The organism is Collinsella sp. AM12-1 (assembly GCF_003472325.1).
In the GTDB taxonomy this organism is placed as follows: domain Bacteria; phylum Actinomycetota; class Coriobacteriia; order Coriobacteriales; family Coriobacteriaceae; genus Collinsella.
Genome location: NZ_QRLS01000001.1, coordinates 100,626 through 117,477, shown reverse-complemented (window position 1 = coordinate 117,477; position 16,852 = coordinate 100,626). Strand labels below are relative to the sequence as shown.

The following is a 16,852-nucleotide window of genomic DNA, read 5'->3' as shown; positions in this document are numbered from 1 at the left end:
AGGAGCACGCATGAACGAGCGCATTTTGGTAGTTGATGACGAAAAGGCCATCGCCGACTTGGTTGGTATCTACCTTACAAAAGAAGGCTTTGACGTACAGGTCGCCTATAGCGGGGCCGATGCTGCCAAGGCAATCTTGGAGCAGGAGTTCGATCTGGCGCTGCTGGATGTCATGCTGCCCGATATCGATGGGCTTGAGTTGCTGCGCACGATCCGTTCCAGCCATACCTATCCCGTGATCATGCTGACGGCGCGCGATGCCCAGCAAGACAAGATCGAGGGCCTTTCGCTTGGCGCGGACGATTACGTGGTTAAGCCGTTCCGCCCGCTGGAGCTCATCGCGCGCGTGCACGCTCAGCTTCGTCGCTACACCAGCTACGGTAGCCGTGCGCAGGCGGCCGAGTCGCCGACCATCCAGTTCGACGGCCTAGAGATCAACCGCGATGCCCGTTCCGTAACGGTGGACGGTGCGCCGGTTCGCCTCACGCCCATCGAGTATTCCATCTTGCTGTATCTGGTCGAGCATCGCGGCAGTGTGGTGGCCGTGGAGGATCTGTTCCGCGCGGTGTGGAACGAGGATTTTATGCCCGGCTCCAACAATACGGTGATGGTGCACATTCGCCACCTGCGCGAAAAGATCGGTGACGACGCTCAAAAGCCGCGCTTTATCAAAAACGTCTGGGGCGTCGGCTACATAATCGAATAACGCCTTTGATGGTGGGGAAGTGGATATGACAAAAGACGATAGGCAGGCATTCGAGGTGCCCGATCGACTCTTTGAATACGTGAGGTCGGTCGTCGACAACCGCGCGCTTGCAACGGTGCTGCTCTTTTTGCTGAGCCTGCTGCTGATTGGCATCGATAACATCGCTGGAATCTTGGCGGTGCTGCTTGTCGGCTTTTTGCTGATCGATCGATTTGAAATCGTACGCCGCTGCGTGGTGATTGGCGGTGCCGCGTGGGCCATGACGTTGGCGATTGGCGCCATGGCACTCGGCGGCATCGAAGGGCCGGTGCTGTTCGATGCCGGCTTTGTATTCAACATGCTTGGCTTTGTGCTGGCGCTTGCCGTGTGCGTGCTGTTCTTTTGCGGCCGCGCCCTGTACTGCCAGGGCTACGAGCAGGGCGAGCAGCATGCCGATTGTGTGCTGGCCGCTCGTATTCAAGATTGCCTGATCGATCACCCCGACACCTGGGACAACATCGACGGCGACTTCCTGGAGGTCGAGGGCGCACTCAACCGTGTGCGCGATCGCGAGCGCAAGGTGCAGCAGGCCTTGCGTGACGAGTCTCATCGCAAGGACGATCTGGTCACGTACTTGGCACATGACCTACGCACCCCGCTTGCCAGTGTGGTGGGCTATCTTTCGCTGCTGCAAGAGGCTCCCGAGCTGCCGGTTGAGCAACGTGCACACTTTACGGGCGTGGCGCTCGACAAGGCGCACCGGCTCGATGCGCTCATCGAAGAGTTCTTCGATATCACGCGCTTTGACTTCCACGATATCGTGCTCACGCGCGGCTATGTTGATCTGGGGTTGCTGCTGGCTCAGGTGGCTGACGAGTTCTATCCCATCCTCAACGAGCAGCATAAGGAAGCCCAGGTTGATATTCGCGAGGACCTGACGGTGCTCGTGGATGGCGATAAGATGGCCCGCGTGTTCAACAACATCATGAAAAATGCCGTCGCCTATAGCTATGAGGGCTCGACTATCATGATTGAGGCCAGGCGCCAAGACGATGGCGGCGTGCGCGTGCGCTTTATCAATCAGGGCGATCCTATCCCTGCGGCTAAGCTCAAGGTGATCTTTGAGAAGTTCTATCGCCTGGATGCGGCGCGTGCGACCAATCGCGGTGGTGCCGGTTTGGGCCTTGCTATTGCCAAGGAGATCATCGCGGCACACGGCGGTACCGTTGCATGTGAATCGACGCCCGAACACACGATATTCACCATCGAGCTGCCCGCCGCATAGCTAGCGTGCCCTTACAAACACTTGACAATGTGCTCACGTGCGTATGAGCCGCGATTCCTACTATCGATACTGCTGAATTGATATCGATATGGAGGTGTGCGGTATGACGGCTGCTGCGGCTGTGGAGCCCACGGAGCTTGAAGAACTCATGGAAGCGCAGGCCGAGGCCGCGCATGAGCGCGAGGTTGGGGATGCGACTCGCCCCACGGCAGAGGATCTTGCCGCCTCGCCGACGCGCATCGACGTCGAGGGCCTCGACCTGTTCTATGGCGACCACCATGCGCTCAAGGACGTGAATATCAAGATCCGCGATAAGCAGATCACCTCGTTCATCGGGCCTTCGGGCTGCGGAAAGTCTACGTTGCTGCGCTGCTTTAACCGCATGAACGACGGCATCAAGGATTGCCGCATCGAGGGCAAGATTGCGCTCGATGGTCAAGATATCCTGGGCGATTACGACATCTGCCGTTTGCGCCAGCGCGTGGGCATGGTGTTCCAGCGCCCCAACCCGTTTCCCATGAGCATTTATGACAACGTCGCGTACGGCCCCCGTGGCATGGGCGTGCGCGATCGCGCCGTGCTGGATGAGCTGGTCGAGGATTCCCTTCGTCGAGCCGCTCTGTGGGATGAGGTCAAGGACAAGCTCAAGGAGTCGGGCCTGGGCCTTTCGGGCGGGCAGCAGCAGCGCCTGTGCATCGCCCGCGCGCTTGCCGTGCAACCCGACATCCTGCTGATGGATGAGCCCACGAGCGCCCTCGACCCCGTGTCGACGCTGGTGGTGGAGCAGCTTGCCTGCGAGCTCAAGGAGACCTGCACGTTGGTGGTCGTTACGCACAATATGCAGCAGGCGGCGCGCATCTCCGACTCGGTCGCGTTTTTCTTGCTGGGCGAGCTGGTGGAGCACGCGCCCACCGCTCAGCTCTTCAAAAAACCGACCGATTCGCGCACAGCGGATTATTTGACGGGACGTTTTGGCTGATACCATCTCGTAAAGGTACCTTTAGGGTTAAGATGCGGTCATGCCGGCCGCAAAGGGGTTCAACATGATCTATTACGTCGAGGACGATGACAACATCAGGGATTTGACGGTCTATGCGCTGCGCAAGCAGGGGATCGAGGCCGAGGGCTTTTCGTGCGATGGTGAGTTTAAGGCTGCTGTGGCGCGACGGGTGCCCGATGCTGTCCTGCTCGACATCATGCTGCCCGACACCGATGGCTTGGCGATTATGCGCCGCCTGCGTGCCGATCGCCTGACGGCGACGGTGCCCATCATGATGCTTACCGCCAAGGACACCGAACTCGACAAGGTGATGGCGCTCGATGGCGGTGCCGACGATTACCTGACTAAGCCGTTTTCGCTCATGGAGCTTGCGAGCCGCTGCCGCGCACTGCTGCGTCGCGGCGGCATGGTCAAGCAGGCGAGCGATGTGCTCAGCGTGGGCGACATCGTGCTTTCGCCCAGCCATCGCGAGGTGACCGTTGCCGGCGAGCCGCTTAAGCTCACCCTGCGCGAGTTCGACCTGCTCGAGTACCTCATGCGCAAGCCCGGCGTGGTCTTTACCCGCGAGTCGTTGCTGCAGAGCGTGTGGGGCTGGGACTTCGACGGCGGTTCGCGCACCGTTGACGTGCACGTGCAGACGCTTCGCCAAAAACTGGGCGAGCATGCCAGCGCCATCGAGACCGTGCGCGGCGTGGGTTATCGCCTGGCCGAGCCTTCTGCCGGTGATGGTGCCGAAGGCGACGACACCGCGGCCACCGCATCGGAGGGGTAACCCGTGGTCTTCGCCCCCCAGGGAAAACATACGCTGTCGCACCGCGTTTTTGTGACGATCTTTGTCTGCGCCATGGCGGTTATCGTGGCGTTTACGGTGCTGGGTGCGTTCTTTGTGCAAAACACTTTGGCGGATGCCACGAGTGCCAATCTGGCGCAGGAAACCGAGCTCATTGCTGCCGCCCTCGACGAGCAGCAGGAGCCCATTCCGTTCTTGCGAAGCCTCGATCGCGAGGATCTTCGTATCACGCTGATCAATAAGGACGGATCTGTTGCCTACGACAACGAGGCGTCGCCTTCCACACTGCCCAACCATGGCGATCGCCCCGAGGTCATCGAGGCCTTTGAGAGTGGTTCGGGTTCCGCGGAGCGCGCAAGCTCTACACTCGACGAGATTATGCTGTATCGCGCCGTCACCCTTGATAACGGCCAGGTCGTTCGCTTGGCGCAGGCCCAGCCTGGCGTTGCGGCGATTTTGCTGTCGATGCTGGCGCCGATGCTGCTTATCGCAGCAGCGGGTGCAGTACTCTCGTTTTTTATGGCGCGCCGTGAGTCCCGTGCCATCATCGCGCCGTTGCAAGAGGTGGATTTGGATCACCCACGCCGTAGCTATGAGCACGCCTATGCCGAGATGGTCCCCATGCTTGAGCGTATCGAGTCGCAGCGCCAGGAACTCAAGCGCCAAATGGCGGTGCTAGCGGACAACGACCGTATGCGCCGCGAGTTCACGGCGAATATCACCCATGAGCTCAAGACGCCGCTTACGGCGATTTCGGGCTATGCCGAGCTCATCGCAAATGGCATGGTCGAGGGCGAGGACGACCTGCGCAACTTTGGCGGTCGCATCTATCGTGAGGCGGGCCGCTTGGCAGCGCTTGTCAACGACATCCTTACGCTGTCTAACTTGGACGAGGCCGAACGTGCAACTGAGGGCGAGGCGGTGCCCATTGGGTCCACGGAGCCTATTGAGCTCTCGCGTGCGATCTACGCGGTTGAACAGCGTCTTGAACAGGTTGCCCGTCAGGCGAATGTGACGATAAGTCATGAGACCAAGCCTGTGGTCATCGAAGGCGTGTCGCGCTTGGTCGACGAGCTCATCTATAATCTGGCAAGCAACGCCATCCGCTACAATCGGCCCGGCGGTACGGTTACGCTGCAGTGCGGCACCAACGACGAAGGCCATCCGTTCCTCGCTGTCGCCGACACGGGAATCGGTATCGCGCCTGAAGAACAGGGCAAGGTATTTGAGCGGTTCTATCGCGTGGACAAGAGTAGGTCCAAGGCACGCGGCGGAACCGGCCTGGGGCTTGCCATTGTCAAGCATGCGGCCCTGTATCATCACGCCACGCTTGATCTGTCGAGCGAGTTGGGCGTGGGAACCACCATTACGGTGACGTTTCCCATACAGCAGGACGAGCCATTCGCATAGCGATACAACATAGATATTGATATAGACGCCGCATTTGACTTTCGGGTGCGGCGTTGTTGTGCAATTTTACGATTGCTTCCGACATTTTTACAGGAGAGCCTGTTTCTTATGTATAGAGTTTGGTCTCGGTAAAAAGATGCGATAACATACGGACAGTTTTGTCAATCCGAACTGGGGAAATGAAAGGCAAGCTGCATGACCCTTCTCGAACTGTTCCAGCTGCTGAAGAAGCACCTCAAGCTGGTCATCACCCTTCCGGTGGTCTGCGCGATCGCCATGGGCATCGTGTCCTTCGTTGCGATGGACAACACCTACACCGCGACGACGAGCATGTACATTCTCGCCAAGACCGACGATAGCGGTCAGATGAGCTACAACGATCTCTCGGCGAGCCAGATGCTTTCCAACGATATCGCCACGCTGCTGGATAGCGATAGCGTTAAGAGCGGTGCAGCCAATGAACTGGGCCTCACCGATCTGGATGACTACAAGGTGTCTGTTTCCTCCGAGACCACCACGCGTGTCATTACGCTTTCGGTTACCGGCACCGATGCCAAGGAGACGGCTAAGGTCGCAAAGGCCATGGCCAGTTCGGTGAGTACGGTCGCTCAGAACGTCGGCGCTGCCCAGAGCATCAACGTTATCGACGAGGCTAAGACCCCCGAAGCCCCCAGCGGCCCCAAGCGCACGCTGTATATTGCCGTCGCGTTCCTCGCCGGTATCTTTATCGCAGTTGCCTATGTCGTTTTGGCAGACATGCTCAATACCCGCATCCGCGGTGCCGAAGAGGCAGAAGAGCTCCTGGGCATTCCCGTTGTTGGCCGAATTCCGGCTATGAAAGGTGGTAAATAGGCATGGCTAAGGCAAAGAACACCGATAAGCTCGTTGTACAGAATGCCGCCAAGACCCTTCTGGCCAACATCCGCTTTGCGAGCGTGGACGACCCCATTCGCACCATTACCGTTACCTCCTCGATTCCCAACGAGGGCAAGTCTACGGTTTCCATTAACCTTGCTCAGGCAATCGCCACGAGCGGCAAGTCCGTGCTCCTGGTCGAGGCCGATATGCGCCGCAGGTCCCTTTCCGATATGCTCGGCGTTCGTTCGCGCGGCGGACTCTATGCGGTCCTTTCCGAGCAGATCTCCATTGACCAGGCAATTGTCGAGACGGGTCAGAAGAACTTCTACTTCCTCGATGCCGAGCCGCACATTCCCAATCCTGCCGACATCATCGTCTCCCATCGCTTTTCCAAGTTGGTCAAGGCGCTGTCTGCTAAGTTCCAGTACGTCATCTTCGATGTTCCCCCGGTCGGCACCTTCATCGATGCTGCCGAGATTGCCAGCCTGACCGACGGCACGCTGTTCGTGGTGCGCGAGGACTTTACCAAGCGCGAAGAGGCGCTCAACGCTATCGCCCAGCTTAAGAAGTCCGAGAAGGTCAAGCTCATCGGTACCGTCATGAATTACTGTGAGACCGAGACCAGCGAGTACTACTATTCTTACTACACCAAGGACGGTAAGAAGGTTAAGAAGGGCTCCGACGGTCAGGGCGCTTCCAAAAAGGGCATCTTCACCAACCGAGCAAACGTTTAGTTGATTAGGGCCGACCTATGCGTGACATTCATTGCCATATCTTGCCGGGTGTAGACGACGGCGCCGCCGATCTCGATGAGAGCTTGGCGATGCTCGAGGCTGCCAAGCGGGCCGGTGTAACCAGAATCGTTTGCACTCCTCACTGCCGTGATCCCTATTTTGATTACGACAAGATGTGGGATGCCTTTGAGCTGCTGCGCGATAACGCTGACGGTTTTCCGCTCCAGATGGGCTTCGAGGTCAACCATCGAAAGCTCGTTGAACTTGGTATCGATGCCGCGGAGCACTTGCATTTCGATGGGACCAACGAGTTCCTGCTCGAGCTTTCGACGCATGCCGATGCGTATGCGTTTAGAGAATACGAGAACACGATTTACGATTTGCAGTGCCGTGGCTACCAGGTGATCATCGCTCATCCTGAGCGCTATCGTGCGGTTCAAAAGGATGTAAGCGTGGCGGAGCGCCTGGTCGATATGGGCTGCAAGCTGCAGGCTTCGGCGGACTTTATTGCCGGCGGTCGCTTTGGTCGCGAGAAAAAGCCGGCACAGCGCCTGTTCGATCAGAACCTGTACAGCTTCATCGCGAGCGATGCCCATAATGTGGGTCATTACGACTGCCTGGCGAAGGCTCGCGCGAAGTTTAGCGTGCGCGGAGCTCATTTTCGCTAAAATCTGTCCCTAACGTTCGCGTTGAATGAAAGGGCAGCCATGGATATCCAACTTAAGACGGGATGCTTTGATGACGCGGCGTTGGTGCGCCGCGTCGTTTTTATGGACGAGCAGGGCTACGAGAATGAGTTCGACGCTATCGACGAGGATCCGAACTGCATCCATGTGACGCTCTATGTAGACGGTGAGCTTGCCGGTTGCTCGCGCGTGTTTCCCGAAGAGCTTGAGCGCGCGGCTGACGCAGAGGCTCCGGTGTCGCCGGCGTGCGATTTGGACGAAGACGTCGCGGCGGGGGAGACCTATATTATGGGGCGCGTGGCTGTACTGCCGAGCATGCGCCGTCGCGGTCTGGCGAGCAAGATTGTCGAGGCCAGCGATACGTGTGCGCGTGATGCCGGCGCCAAGCTCATTAAGCTGCACGCGCAGGAATACGTGCTGCCACTCTATGCCAAGGCAGGTTACACGCAGATTGCCCCGGTGGACTATGAGGATGAAGGCCAGCCCCATGCCTGGATGGCTAAGCGCGTAGATGGCAGATAGGGACGTTCCTTTTCTGCCGGCAGCTGGGGACACTCCTTGGCAATTGGCGCATCGGAGCGTTTGGACATGCAGTTTTTCGATTCCGTATGTATATATGCGCGCTAATGGGTTATAAAATCTAAGTCTGAACATAGCAGGTCTGCGATGCGGCTCGGGCAACCGGGCCGTTTTTGCGGACGGGGGTAGCGCGAAAGGACTGCACATGCGTCAATTTAAGACCGAGAGCAAAAAACTGCTCGACCTCATGATCAACTCCATCTACACCAATAAGGAAATCTTCCTGCGCGAGCTTATCTCCAACGCGAGCGATGCCGTCGACAAGCTCAACTTTAAGAGCCTGCAGGATCCGAGCGTCAAGCTCGACCAGGGCGACCTGGCTATTCGCGTCTCCTTTGATAAAGACGCCCGCACCATTACCATCTCGGATAACGGCATTGGCATGACCGCCGAGGAGCTCGAGCGCAATCTGGGCACCATCGCCCATTCCGGCTCCGAGGAGTTTAAGACCGAGAACGCCGAGCAACAGGGTTCGGATGTCGACATCATCGGCCAGTTTGGCGTGGGCTTCTACTCGGCCTTTATGGTCGCCAGCCATGTGAAGGTCGTCAGCCGCGCCTATGGTGAGGACACCGCTCACGTGTGGGAGTCTGATGGTCTTGAGGGTTACACCATCGAGGATGGCGAGCGCGCCGAGCACGGTACCGATGTCATCCTGACGCTGCGCGAGAACGAGAAGCTCGACGCCGACGGCGAGGCCGAGACCTACGATCGCTTCCTGACCGAGTGGGGTCTCAAGAGCCTGATTCAGCAGTACAGCAACTATGTGCGTTACCCGATCCAGATGATGGTGTCCAAGAGCCGTCAAAAGCCCAAGCCCGAGGACGCAGGCGATGATTACACGCCCGAGTACGAGGACTACCAGGAGCTCGAGACCGTCAATTCCATGACACCGATCTGGAAGAAACGCAGCTCCGATGTCGAGCAGAAGGACTACGACGAGTTCTACAAGTCCACATTCCACGACTTTGAGGATCCGGCGCGCACCATCAGCTTCCATGCCGAGGGCACGCTCGAGTACGACGCCCTGCTGTTTGTGCCGGGCCGCGCCCCGTTCGATCTGTACAGCAAGGACTACGAGAAGGGCCTGGCGCTCTACAGCTCCAACGTCCTGATTATGGAGAAGTGCGACGACCTTCTGCCCGACTACTACAACTTTGTCCACGGCGTCGTGGATTCCGCCGACGTGTCGCTCAACATCTCGCGCGAGACGCTGCAGCAGAACCGTCAGCTCAAGGCCATCGCCAAGCGTGTGGAAAAGAAGATCACCGCTGACCTTGAGGATATGCGTGACAACGACCGCGAGGCCTACGAGAAGTTCTTTGAGAACTTTGGCCGCGGCCTTAAGTACGGCATCTACTCGAGCTATGGCATGAAGGCCGATGAGCTCGCCGACCTGCTGCTGTTCTGGTCTGCCAAGGAGCAGAAGATGATTACCCTAGCCGAGTATGCCAAGGGCATGCCCGAGGATCAGAAGGCCATCTACTACGCCGCCGGCGACTCGCGTGAGCGCTTGGCCAAGATGCCCGTGGTAAAGGGCGTGCTCGACCGCGGCTATGACGTGCTGCTACTGACGCAGGATGTGGATGAGTTCACCTTCCAGGCCATGCGTGAGTACATTGCCGCCGATATGCCCAAGATTTACGAGGACGACGCTGCCCGCGAGGCTGCCGAGAAGGCTGTGGCCGACGGTGCCGAGCCCGAGGTCGAGGATCGTCATCTGGAGCTCAAGAACGTCGCGACCGGTGATCTTGACCTGGCGACCGAGGACGAAAAGAAGGAGGCCGAGGACGCCACCAAGGAGAACGAGGACCTCTTTAGCGCCATGAAGGAGGCGCTCGGCGACAAGGTCGAGAAGGTCGCCGTCTCTGCGCGCCTGACCGATGCTCCCGCGTGCATCACCACCGAGGGCCCGCTTTCGCTCGAGATGGAGAAGGTGCTCCAGAAGGGTCCCGAGGGAGCGCCCGATGGTATGCCCAAGAGCCAGCGCGTGCTCGAGCTCAACGCCAAGCACCCGGTCTTTGCCAAGCTTGTCGCTGCCCAGAAGGCAGGCGACGCCGACAAGATCAAGCAGTACTCCGGTCTGCTCTACGATCAGGCCCTGCTGGTCGAGGGCATTTTGCCCGAGGACCCCGTTGCCTTCGCGGCAGCTGTTTGCAACTTGATGTAGTTTGGTAGTTACGCGGTTCTACGAACCGCGTAACTACTCGACGCTGCAAACGCCCCTAAGCGGCAATCTGACGTTCAATCGTCGGTCGCGTACCGAAGTACGCTTCCCTCCTCTTTCACGTCACCTTGCTCGCTTAGGGGCGTTTTCGCTGACTTATGCTCAACCTGCGACGCTTTCGTGGTCCAAAGTAGTCATTGGGGACGTTCTTAAATTAGTCGTTGGGGACGTTCTTGTTTGAGTAGTCGTTTAAGAACGTCCCCATATGACTAGTTCCAATGACTATTTATTCGGACTGCTAATTTGTGCGGGCTGTGGTTTTGTGACCTGCTGAAATTAAAGATACTGTACAACTGTACACTAACTCATCTTCGTAGTATATTGCTACCCGCAAAACTCAGCACCATTGTGCCGCGAGGCACTAAAGCGCCTACGTACAATGGTTGTCGATAGTACGATTCGATTCAACGACAGGATGGATGGTCCAAGCGTGAGTCTCGGCAGCAAACTATCCAACGCAAAGGTCTCCTTTGCGATATTCAAGCGCGACATTAAGCGACTGCTTGTGAACCCCGTCGCCTTGGTGGTTACCCTGGGCGTGTGCGTTATCCCCTCGCTGTATGCCTGGTACAACATCGTGGCAAACTGGGATCCGTACGGAAACACCCAAGGTATCAAGATTGCCATCGCCAACAACGATCAGGGCACTCAGAATGACTTGGTGGGCGAGCTCAACGCGGGCGACCAGGTCGTCGATCAGCTCAAGGAGAACGATCAGCTGGGCTGGACCTTCGTCGATTCGGCCGCCGATGCCAAAGAGGGCGTCGAGAGTGGTGAGTACTATGCGGCCATCGTAATCCCCAAGAACTTCTCCGACAATCTTGTTTCGATGCTCGATGGCAATTACCATCAGCCGAAGCTCACCTATTACGTCAACGAGAAGAAGAGCGCTATTGCGCCCAAGGTTACCGATACCGGTGCAAATACCATCGAGGAGCAGATAAACTCGGAGTTTGTCTCCACGGTGGGCGAGACCGTCGCGGGTATTGCCAAGGATGCCGGAGTCGATCTTAAGGACAAGGCAACCCAGACTCAGGATTCGTTGGCAGCCTCGGTGTCCGAGGCATCCGATACCTTGGGCGAGGTGCGTGATTCGATTGGCGACATGAATGCCGCCATTGATAAGACGAGTGGCGCTATCGCCTCGGCTGATGCGGCGCTTGCCGGCTTGCAAGGTCAGGCACCGTCGCTGACGCAGGCAATCTCCCAGGGCAACGACCTGCTGGGCGAGGCTCGCGCCACGGCGGGCAACTCTATCACCTCGCTCTCCAAGGCACTCTCGGAAGGTAGCCTTGCACTCACCAAGACGTCAGCCTCCGCGAACGCTGCGATTGGCAAGCTAACGGGTACGGTCACATCTACGACCACCCGCATCGACAACTCGCTCGAGTCTTTCCAGGCGACGATCGATCACAATAAGGCCGTTATCGGGCACTTGGAGATTCTCGTTAATGACACGTCGACAGGTTCCGAGGAAATTGACGCGCGCATTGTATCGACCATCGATTCGCTTCGCGAGCAAAACCAGAAGCTGCAGAGCATCAAGGATGGCCTTTCTGCACAGTCGAGCGCCATGGCAAACGACGCTACGGCAATCTCGAACGCGAGCAACGCACTCAACGCGGCAATTCAGACCGGTACGGCTAGCCTCGGTCAGGCTCAGACCGATCTGGGTCAGAACGCACTTCCGAAGGCTTCGAGCGCGCTTGACTCCTTTGCCGCCGTTTCGGGCGATTTGACCGGCATTGTGTCGGGTATGACCCCCACGATAGCGAGCGCGCGCGGCACGCTGGCGCAGCTCGACGCCACGCTCAAGCAGGCAAAGATCACGCTGTCCCAAACCGACGCCTCCCTTGCCAAGGTTCAGGACAAGCTCGCGACCGCCGCCAATGACATTGCGGCGCTGCAGACCTCTGAGTCTATGGGCGAGTTAGCCGACCTCATGGACGTCGACGTCAATGACGTGGCAGATTTCATGGCATCTCCGGTTGAGCTGACGTCCAAGTCAATCTATCCGGTCAAGAGCTTTGGCTCGGGCATCGCGCCCTTCTACACCAATCTGGCGCTGTGGGTAGGCGGCTATGTGCTCATCGCTATCTATAAACTCGAGGTCGACCGCGAGGGCATCGGTAGCTTTACGGCGCGTCAGGGCTACTTTGGCCGCTGGTTGCTCCTGGTGATCCTGGGTGCGTTGCAGGCCATCATCGTTACGGTGGGAGATCTGGTCATTGGCGTACAGTGCGTTAACCCGCTGCTGTTCGTGCTGGGCGGCATCGCTATCTCGTTCACCTACGTCAACATCATCTATGCGCTGTCCACCACCTTTAAGCATATCGGTAAAGCCATTGGTGTCATCCTCGTCATTGTGCAGATCCCCGGCTCGTCGGGCATGTATCCCATCGAGATGATGCCCGGCTTCTTCCAATGGCTGCATCCGCTGCTGCCCTTCACCTATGGCATCAACCTGCTGCGCGAGACCGTCGGTGGCATGTATTCGTTCAACTACCTGTTCAACCTGTGCATCCTGGGCGTGTTCCTTGCCATCGCACTCTTTATTGGCTTGCAGCTGCGTCCGCTGCTGCTCAACCTCAACCTGCTCTTTGACAAGCAGCTTTCCACGACGGGCCTCATGATCTGCGAGTCCAACGACCTGCCGCGCCAGCGCTATTCGCTGCGCACGGCCATGCGCGTCATGCTCGATTCGGATTCGTACCGTCGCGAGCTGCTCGATCATGCCGTGGCGTTTGAGCATCGCTACCCGTACTACATCAAGGGCGGTTTTGCCGCCGTGGTAGGCGTGCAGGTTCTGCTCTTTGTGCTTTCGACGGTGCTCGATATCGACAATAACGGCAAGATCATCCTGCTCGTTATCTGGATCATTTCGGTTATCGCCATCTGCGGCTGGCTCATCAACATCGAATACATCCGTGCGAGCCTCAATACCCAGATGCGTATCTCGGCGCTTTCGGACGAGGACCTTCGCCGCGAGATGCGCGAGCACACGGCTGCCATCCCTGCCGCCCGTCGCATGTTTGGTCTCAACGCCAGCGAGCGTGGCGCCAAGGGAGGCGAACAGCCTACGAGCCGTCTGTCGCATATCGGTGCGCATCGTAAGGCTCAAGATGCCGACGGCGCTGACAACGTAAACGGAAACGACGGGGACACCACCTCGCTTGGCAAGCACTCTAAAGGAGGTGAGGCATAAATGAAAAACATCCTGCACCTGTTTAAGCGCGATGTCCAAAACGTGTCTCGCTCCGTGATCGGCATGGTCGTCGTGATGGGCCTGATCATCGTGCCATGTCTCTATGCATGGTTTAACATCGCCGGAAGCTGGGATCCGTACGGCAACACCGGCAACCTTAAGATCGCCGTGGTCAACACTGATGAGGGTTACGAGAGCGATCTGATTCCCGTCGAGGTCAACGTGGGCGAAAACGTAACCGCCACCCTGCGCGGCAACGAGAACTTCGACTGGGTTGTGCTCAACGATCGCGATAAGGCCATCGATGGCGTCAAGTCGGGCGCGTACTACGCTGCCGTCGTTATCCCTAAAACGTTTAGCGCCGACATGATGACGCTTTTCTCGACCGAGGTGAAGCACGCCGATATCGAGTTCTACGAGAACCAGAAGGCTAACGCCATCGCACAGATCGTGACTGAAAAGGGCTCGAGCGCCGTCCAGAGTCAGGTCAACGAGACCTTTACCAAGACCATCACGACCATCGGCCTTAAGACCGTGTCCAGCCTGCTCGACTATATGAGTACCGACCAGGTGAGCAACTTTATCGCCAATCTGTCCTCGACGCTGGGCGATTCGGTCGAGGACCTGCAGGACGTTCAGGCGAGTGCGACGTCGCTCGCGGGCATTTTGAGCTCCACGTCCGATTCACTGACATCGGCGGGCGGCATGCTCAAGCAGACGGGCACCGTTGATGAGTCGACGAAGCAGCTGATGGAGCACGCCAAGAGCGGCATCAATGATTCCAAGGAAGCGCTCAAGGCCGCCAACGATGCCGTTGACGCGGCGATTGACGGAAGCGCGGGCTCGTTCGACAACGTGTCCGCCGAGCTTGCGAAGGCATTCGATGCCGCGAATCAGCATGTTTACCTTACGGTGTCTCAGCTCAACGAAGCCGCAGCGGCGCTCAATACGCGTGCTGACGATATCGATGCGATGGCCGATCAGCTCCGCAACCTTGCCGACCAGGTGAGTGATGACAAGCTCAAAGACGGTCTCGAGTCCGCTGCGACGTCGCTGGGCAGAATTGCCGTGGAGTACCGCAACAATGCGAAGGACCTGACGGCGACCGCAAAGTCCCTTTCGGACGGCATGGCGGAGGTCAACAACTCGCGTGCCGAGGTCGACCAGGCCATCGCCGATGCCAAGGCGGGTATCTCGGGAGCCAAGTCCGACTACGATTCCACGTTCTCGATTAAGGCCAAGGAGCTCAAGAAGACCATTTCGGGCGTTCTGGATTCCCTGAACGGTATCTCGGGTGACTTGGATAGCGCTGTGAGCGGTCTGACCGACGCCTCTGGCTCGCTCGCAAAGGGCCTCTCCAAGGCTGCGACGCTGGTCAACAAGGCTTCTGATCAGTTGGGCGAGGCGTCGGACAAGATCAGCGCTTTTAAGGACGAGCTTGATAGCGCTCTGATGTCGGGTGACCTGGCCATGATTAAGACAATGATTGGCAACGACCCCGAGGGCCTCGCCGTGTCGCTTTCCGGCCCCGTCGCGCTCGACCGCAAACCGGTCTATCCGATCCGCAACTACGGTTCGGCCATGGCACCGTTCTACACGATTCTGTCGCTGTGGGTGGGCTCGATTGTACTGGCGGCCATGATGAAGGTCTCGGTTGACGATGAGCTCATCAACGAGCTGATCCCCGTGCGCCTGCACGAGATCTACCTGGGCCGCTACCTGTTCTTTGGAGGTCTGGCCCTGCTGCAGGCGACACTCGTGTGCGCGGGCGACATCCTGTTCTTTGGCATTCAGTGCGACAACCCGCTGCAATTTGTGCTGGCGGGTTGGGTCGCGAGTCTCGTGTTCTCCAATATCGTCTACACGCTTACGGTTTCGTTTGGCGATATCGGCAAGGCGCTCGCCGTCGTGCTGTTGGTTATGCAGGTCGGCGGTTCGGGCGGTACGTTCCCCATCGAGATGACCGGCCCTGTGTTCCAGGCGATCTATCCGTTCCTGCCGTTCACCCACGGCATCAACGCCATGCATGCCGCCATGGCTGGCGCCTACCATATGGAGTACTGGATTGAGCTAGGCATTCTGGCGAGCTATCTGATTCCATCGCTGGCACTGGGCGTCGTCTTCCGCCGCCCGGTCATCAAAGCCAACGACTGGATTATCGAAAAGCTGGAGTCGACCAAATTGATTTAATACAGCAACGTAAACGCCGTCGGAACATCGAGGATTTCTGTTCCGACGCTTTAGTTGAGTGAATTGCATGGGCTGCTTGGTTGTTGCTACAGTAGCGGGGCGTGCCGGGGGTCCGGTGCGCCCTGTTTTTATTTGACCATGAGGCGGCATGCGGTCACGCGCGTGCGGACACCACGCCCAGATTGAGCGCGAGGATGCCCTATGCCCCAGCATGTCACTGACAATATCGAAATGATGCCCGATGGCCCTGTGGCTCGCGAGGACCTGGGTGCGGGCGGCACCTCCCGTGGTGCCGGTGCTCGTTCGCCGTTGTTCTGGAAAGTTCTACTGCTTTCGGTGGCGATTATCTGGGGTTACTCCTTTACCACTATGAAGGACGCGCTCGACACCATTCCGGTGTTTGAACTGCTCTACGTGCGCTTTCTGCCTGCGGCGTTGGTCATGTTTGTCATCTTCCACAAGCGCATCATCGCGCACCTCAACGCCCGCAATCTTATCGTCGGACTTGGAATGGGCACACTTATGTGGGCCGCCTACGTCCTGCAGACGGTCGGTCTGGCGCACACCACGGCGGGCAAGAACGCGTTTTTGACGGGTACGTACTGCATCCTCGTGCCCTTTGCGAGCTATTTTCTGAGCGGCGAAAAACTCACCCGCTATAATCTGGGCGCGGCACTGCTGTGCTTGGCGGGCATTGGCCTGGTGGCGCTTGATAGCGTCGAGTTCAACATCGGCGATGCCATTACGCTGGGCGGCGCGGTTTTCTTCGCCATCCAGATGGCGGTGACCGCCAAGTACGGTCGCAAAATGGACATCAACGTCATCACGTTTTGGATGTTTGTGGGCAATGGCGTGCTGAGCCTGATCTCGTCGCTGCTATTCGAGACCCAGGCGCCTCTGTCCGTGTGGACGCCGAATTTTATCTGTGTGATGGCGTTTCTCTCGGTGGGCTGCACATGCGTGGCTCTGCTCATCCAAAACGTCGGCCTGGCGCATGTCCCGGCTTCGACGGGCTCGCTGCTCCTTTCGATGGAGTCGCCTTCGGGCGTGTTGTTTTCGGTGCTGCTGATGGGGGAGGCGCTCACCTCGCGCCTGCTCGCCGGCTTTGTGCTTATCTTCCTGTCGATTATCTTGAGCGAGACTCACTTCGATTTTTTGCGTCGAAAGCCGCGCCCGCAATTGTAAACAACTTGTTGCGCCGCC

General features: G+C 58.2%; 13 protein-coding genes. All 13 read left to right on the top strand.

Translation table 11 applies throughout. The annotated features are described in order from the left end of the window. Positions 1-10 precede the first annotated feature (10 nt). The 13 genes from DW136_RS00435 to DW136_RS00375 all read left to right on the top strand — a co-directional run bounded on the left by DW136_RS00435 (position 11) and on the right by DW136_RS00375 (position 16,834). Positions 11-706: a response regulator transcription factor gene (locus tag DW136_RS00435; RefSeq protein WP_117716623.1), complete on the top strand. Its 696-nt coding sequence runs from the start codon at positions 11-13 to the stop codon at positions 704-706. 25 nt (positions 707-731) lie between these two features. Next, positions 732-1,970 carry a sensor histidine kinase KdpD gene (locus tag DW136_RS00430; protein ID WP_117716624.1) on the top strand — a complete coding sequence of 413 codons (1,239 nt, stop codon included), beginning with the start codon at positions 732-734 and terminating at the stop codon, positions 1,968-1,970. A gap of 103 nt (positions 1,971-2,073) precedes the next feature. After that, positions 2,074-2,949, top strand: coding sequence for a phosphate ABC transporter ATP-binding protein PstB (gene pstB, locus DW136_RS00425; protein ID WP_199412220.1), 876 nt, complete (start codon positions 2,074-2,076; stop codon positions 2,947-2,949). 64 nt (positions 2,950-3,013) lie between these two features. Continuing rightward, positions 3,014-3,742, top strand: a complete 729-nt coding sequence (locus DW136_RS00420; RefSeq protein WP_118288829.1) for a response regulator transcription factor — start codon at positions 3,014-3,016, stop codon at positions 3,740-3,742. A 3-nt stretch (positions 3,743-3,745) separates the two neighbouring features. Continuing rightward, complete coding sequence (locus tag DW136_RS00415) at positions 3,746-5,170, top strand: cell wall metabolism sensor histidine kinase WalK (RefSeq protein WP_117634258.1); 1,425 nt, start codon at positions 3,746-3,748, stop codon at positions 5,168-5,170. Positions 5,171-5,365: 195 nt separating this feature from the next. Then, complete coding sequence (locus DW136_RS00410) at positions 5,366-6,022, top strand: YveK family protein (RefSeq protein WP_118288828.1); 657 nt, start codon at positions 5,366-5,368, stop codon at positions 6,020-6,022. A gap of 2 nt (positions 6,023-6,024) precedes the next feature. Beyond that, a complete protein-coding gene (locus tag DW136_RS00405; RefSeq protein ID WP_118288827.1) occupies positions 6,025-6,762 on the top strand; it encodes a CpsD/CapB family tyrosine-protein kinase in 738 nt (245 codons plus the stop codon). 17 nt (positions 6,763-6,779) lie between these two features. Beyond that, positions 6,780-7,430, top strand: coding sequence for a tyrosine-protein phosphatase (locus DW136_RS00400; protein WP_022094060.1), 651 nt, complete (start codon positions 6,780-6,782; stop codon positions 7,428-7,430). Between the two features lie 39 nt (positions 7,431-7,469). After that, positions 7,470-7,970, top strand: coding sequence for a GNAT family N-acetyltransferase (locus DW136_RS00395; RefSeq protein WP_118288826.1), 501 nt, complete (start codon positions 7,470-7,472; stop codon positions 7,968-7,970). Between the two features lie 202 nt (positions 7,971-8,172). Further along, complete coding sequence (htpG, locus tag DW136_RS00390; protein WP_118288825.1) at positions 8,173-10,197, top strand: molecular chaperone HtpG; 2,025 nt, start codon at positions 8,173-8,175, stop codon at positions 10,195-10,197. Positions 10,198-10,684: 487 nt separating this feature from the next. Next, positions 10,685-13,459: a YhgE/Pip domain-containing protein gene (locus DW136_RS00385; protein WP_233546500.1), complete on the top strand. Its 2,775-nt coding sequence runs from the start codon at positions 10,685-10,687 to the stop codon at positions 13,457-13,459. Next, complete coding sequence (locus DW136_RS00380) at positions 13,460-15,649, top strand: YhgE/Pip domain-containing protein (RefSeq protein ID WP_118288823.1); 2,190 nt, start codon at positions 13,460-13,462, stop codon at positions 15,647-15,649. A 201-nt stretch (positions 15,650-15,850) separates the two neighbouring features. Continuing rightward, the gene (locus tag DW136_RS00375; RefSeq protein ID WP_117637368.1) at positions 15,851-16,834 is read left to right on the top strand and encodes a DMT family transporter; all 984 of its coding nucleotides are present in this window, start codon (positions 15,851-15,853) and stop codon (positions 16,832-16,834) included. The last annotated feature ends 18 nt before the right edge of the window (positions 16,835-16,852 follow it).

Coding starts and splice junctions, on each gene's coding strand:
- DW136_RS00435 (WP_117716623.1), top strand. CDS start 11: ATGAACGAGCGCATTTTGGTAGTTGATGACGAAAAGGCCATCGCCGAC.
- DW136_RS00430 (WP_117716624.1), top strand. CDS start 732: ATGACAAAAGACGATAGGCAGGCATTCGAGGTGCCCGATCGACTCTTT.
- pstB (WP_199412220.1), top strand. CDS start 2,074: ATGACGGCTGCTGCGGCTGTGGAGCCCACGGAGCTTGAAGAACTCATG.
- DW136_RS00420 (WP_118288829.1), top strand. CDS start 3,014: ATGATCTATTACGTCGAGGACGATGACAACATCAGGGATTTGACGGTC.
- DW136_RS00410 (WP_118288828.1), top strand. CDS start 5,366: ATGACCCTTCTCGAACTGTTCCAGCTGCTGAAGAAGCACCTCAAGCTG.
- DW136_RS00405 (WP_118288827.1), top strand. CDS start 6,025: ATGGCTAAGGCAAAGAACACCGATAAGCTCGTTGTACAGAATGCCGCC.
- DW136_RS00400 (WP_022094060.1), top strand. CDS start 6,780: ATGCGTGACATTCATTGCCATATCTTGCCGGGTGTAGACGACGGCGCC.
- DW136_RS00395 (WP_118288826.1), top strand. CDS start 7,470: ATGGATATCCAACTTAAGACGGGATGCTTTGATGACGCGGCGTTGGTG.
- htpG (WP_118288825.1), top strand. CDS start 8,173: ATGCGTCAATTTAAGACCGAGAGCAAAAAACTGCTCGACCTCATGATC.
- DW136_RS00380 (WP_118288823.1), top strand. CDS start 13,460: ATGAAAAACATCCTGCACCTGTTTAAGCGCGATGTCCAAAACGTGTCT.
- DW136_RS00375 (WP_117637368.1), top strand. CDS start 15,851: ATGCCCCAGCATGTCACTGACAATATCGAAATGATGCCCGATGGCCCT.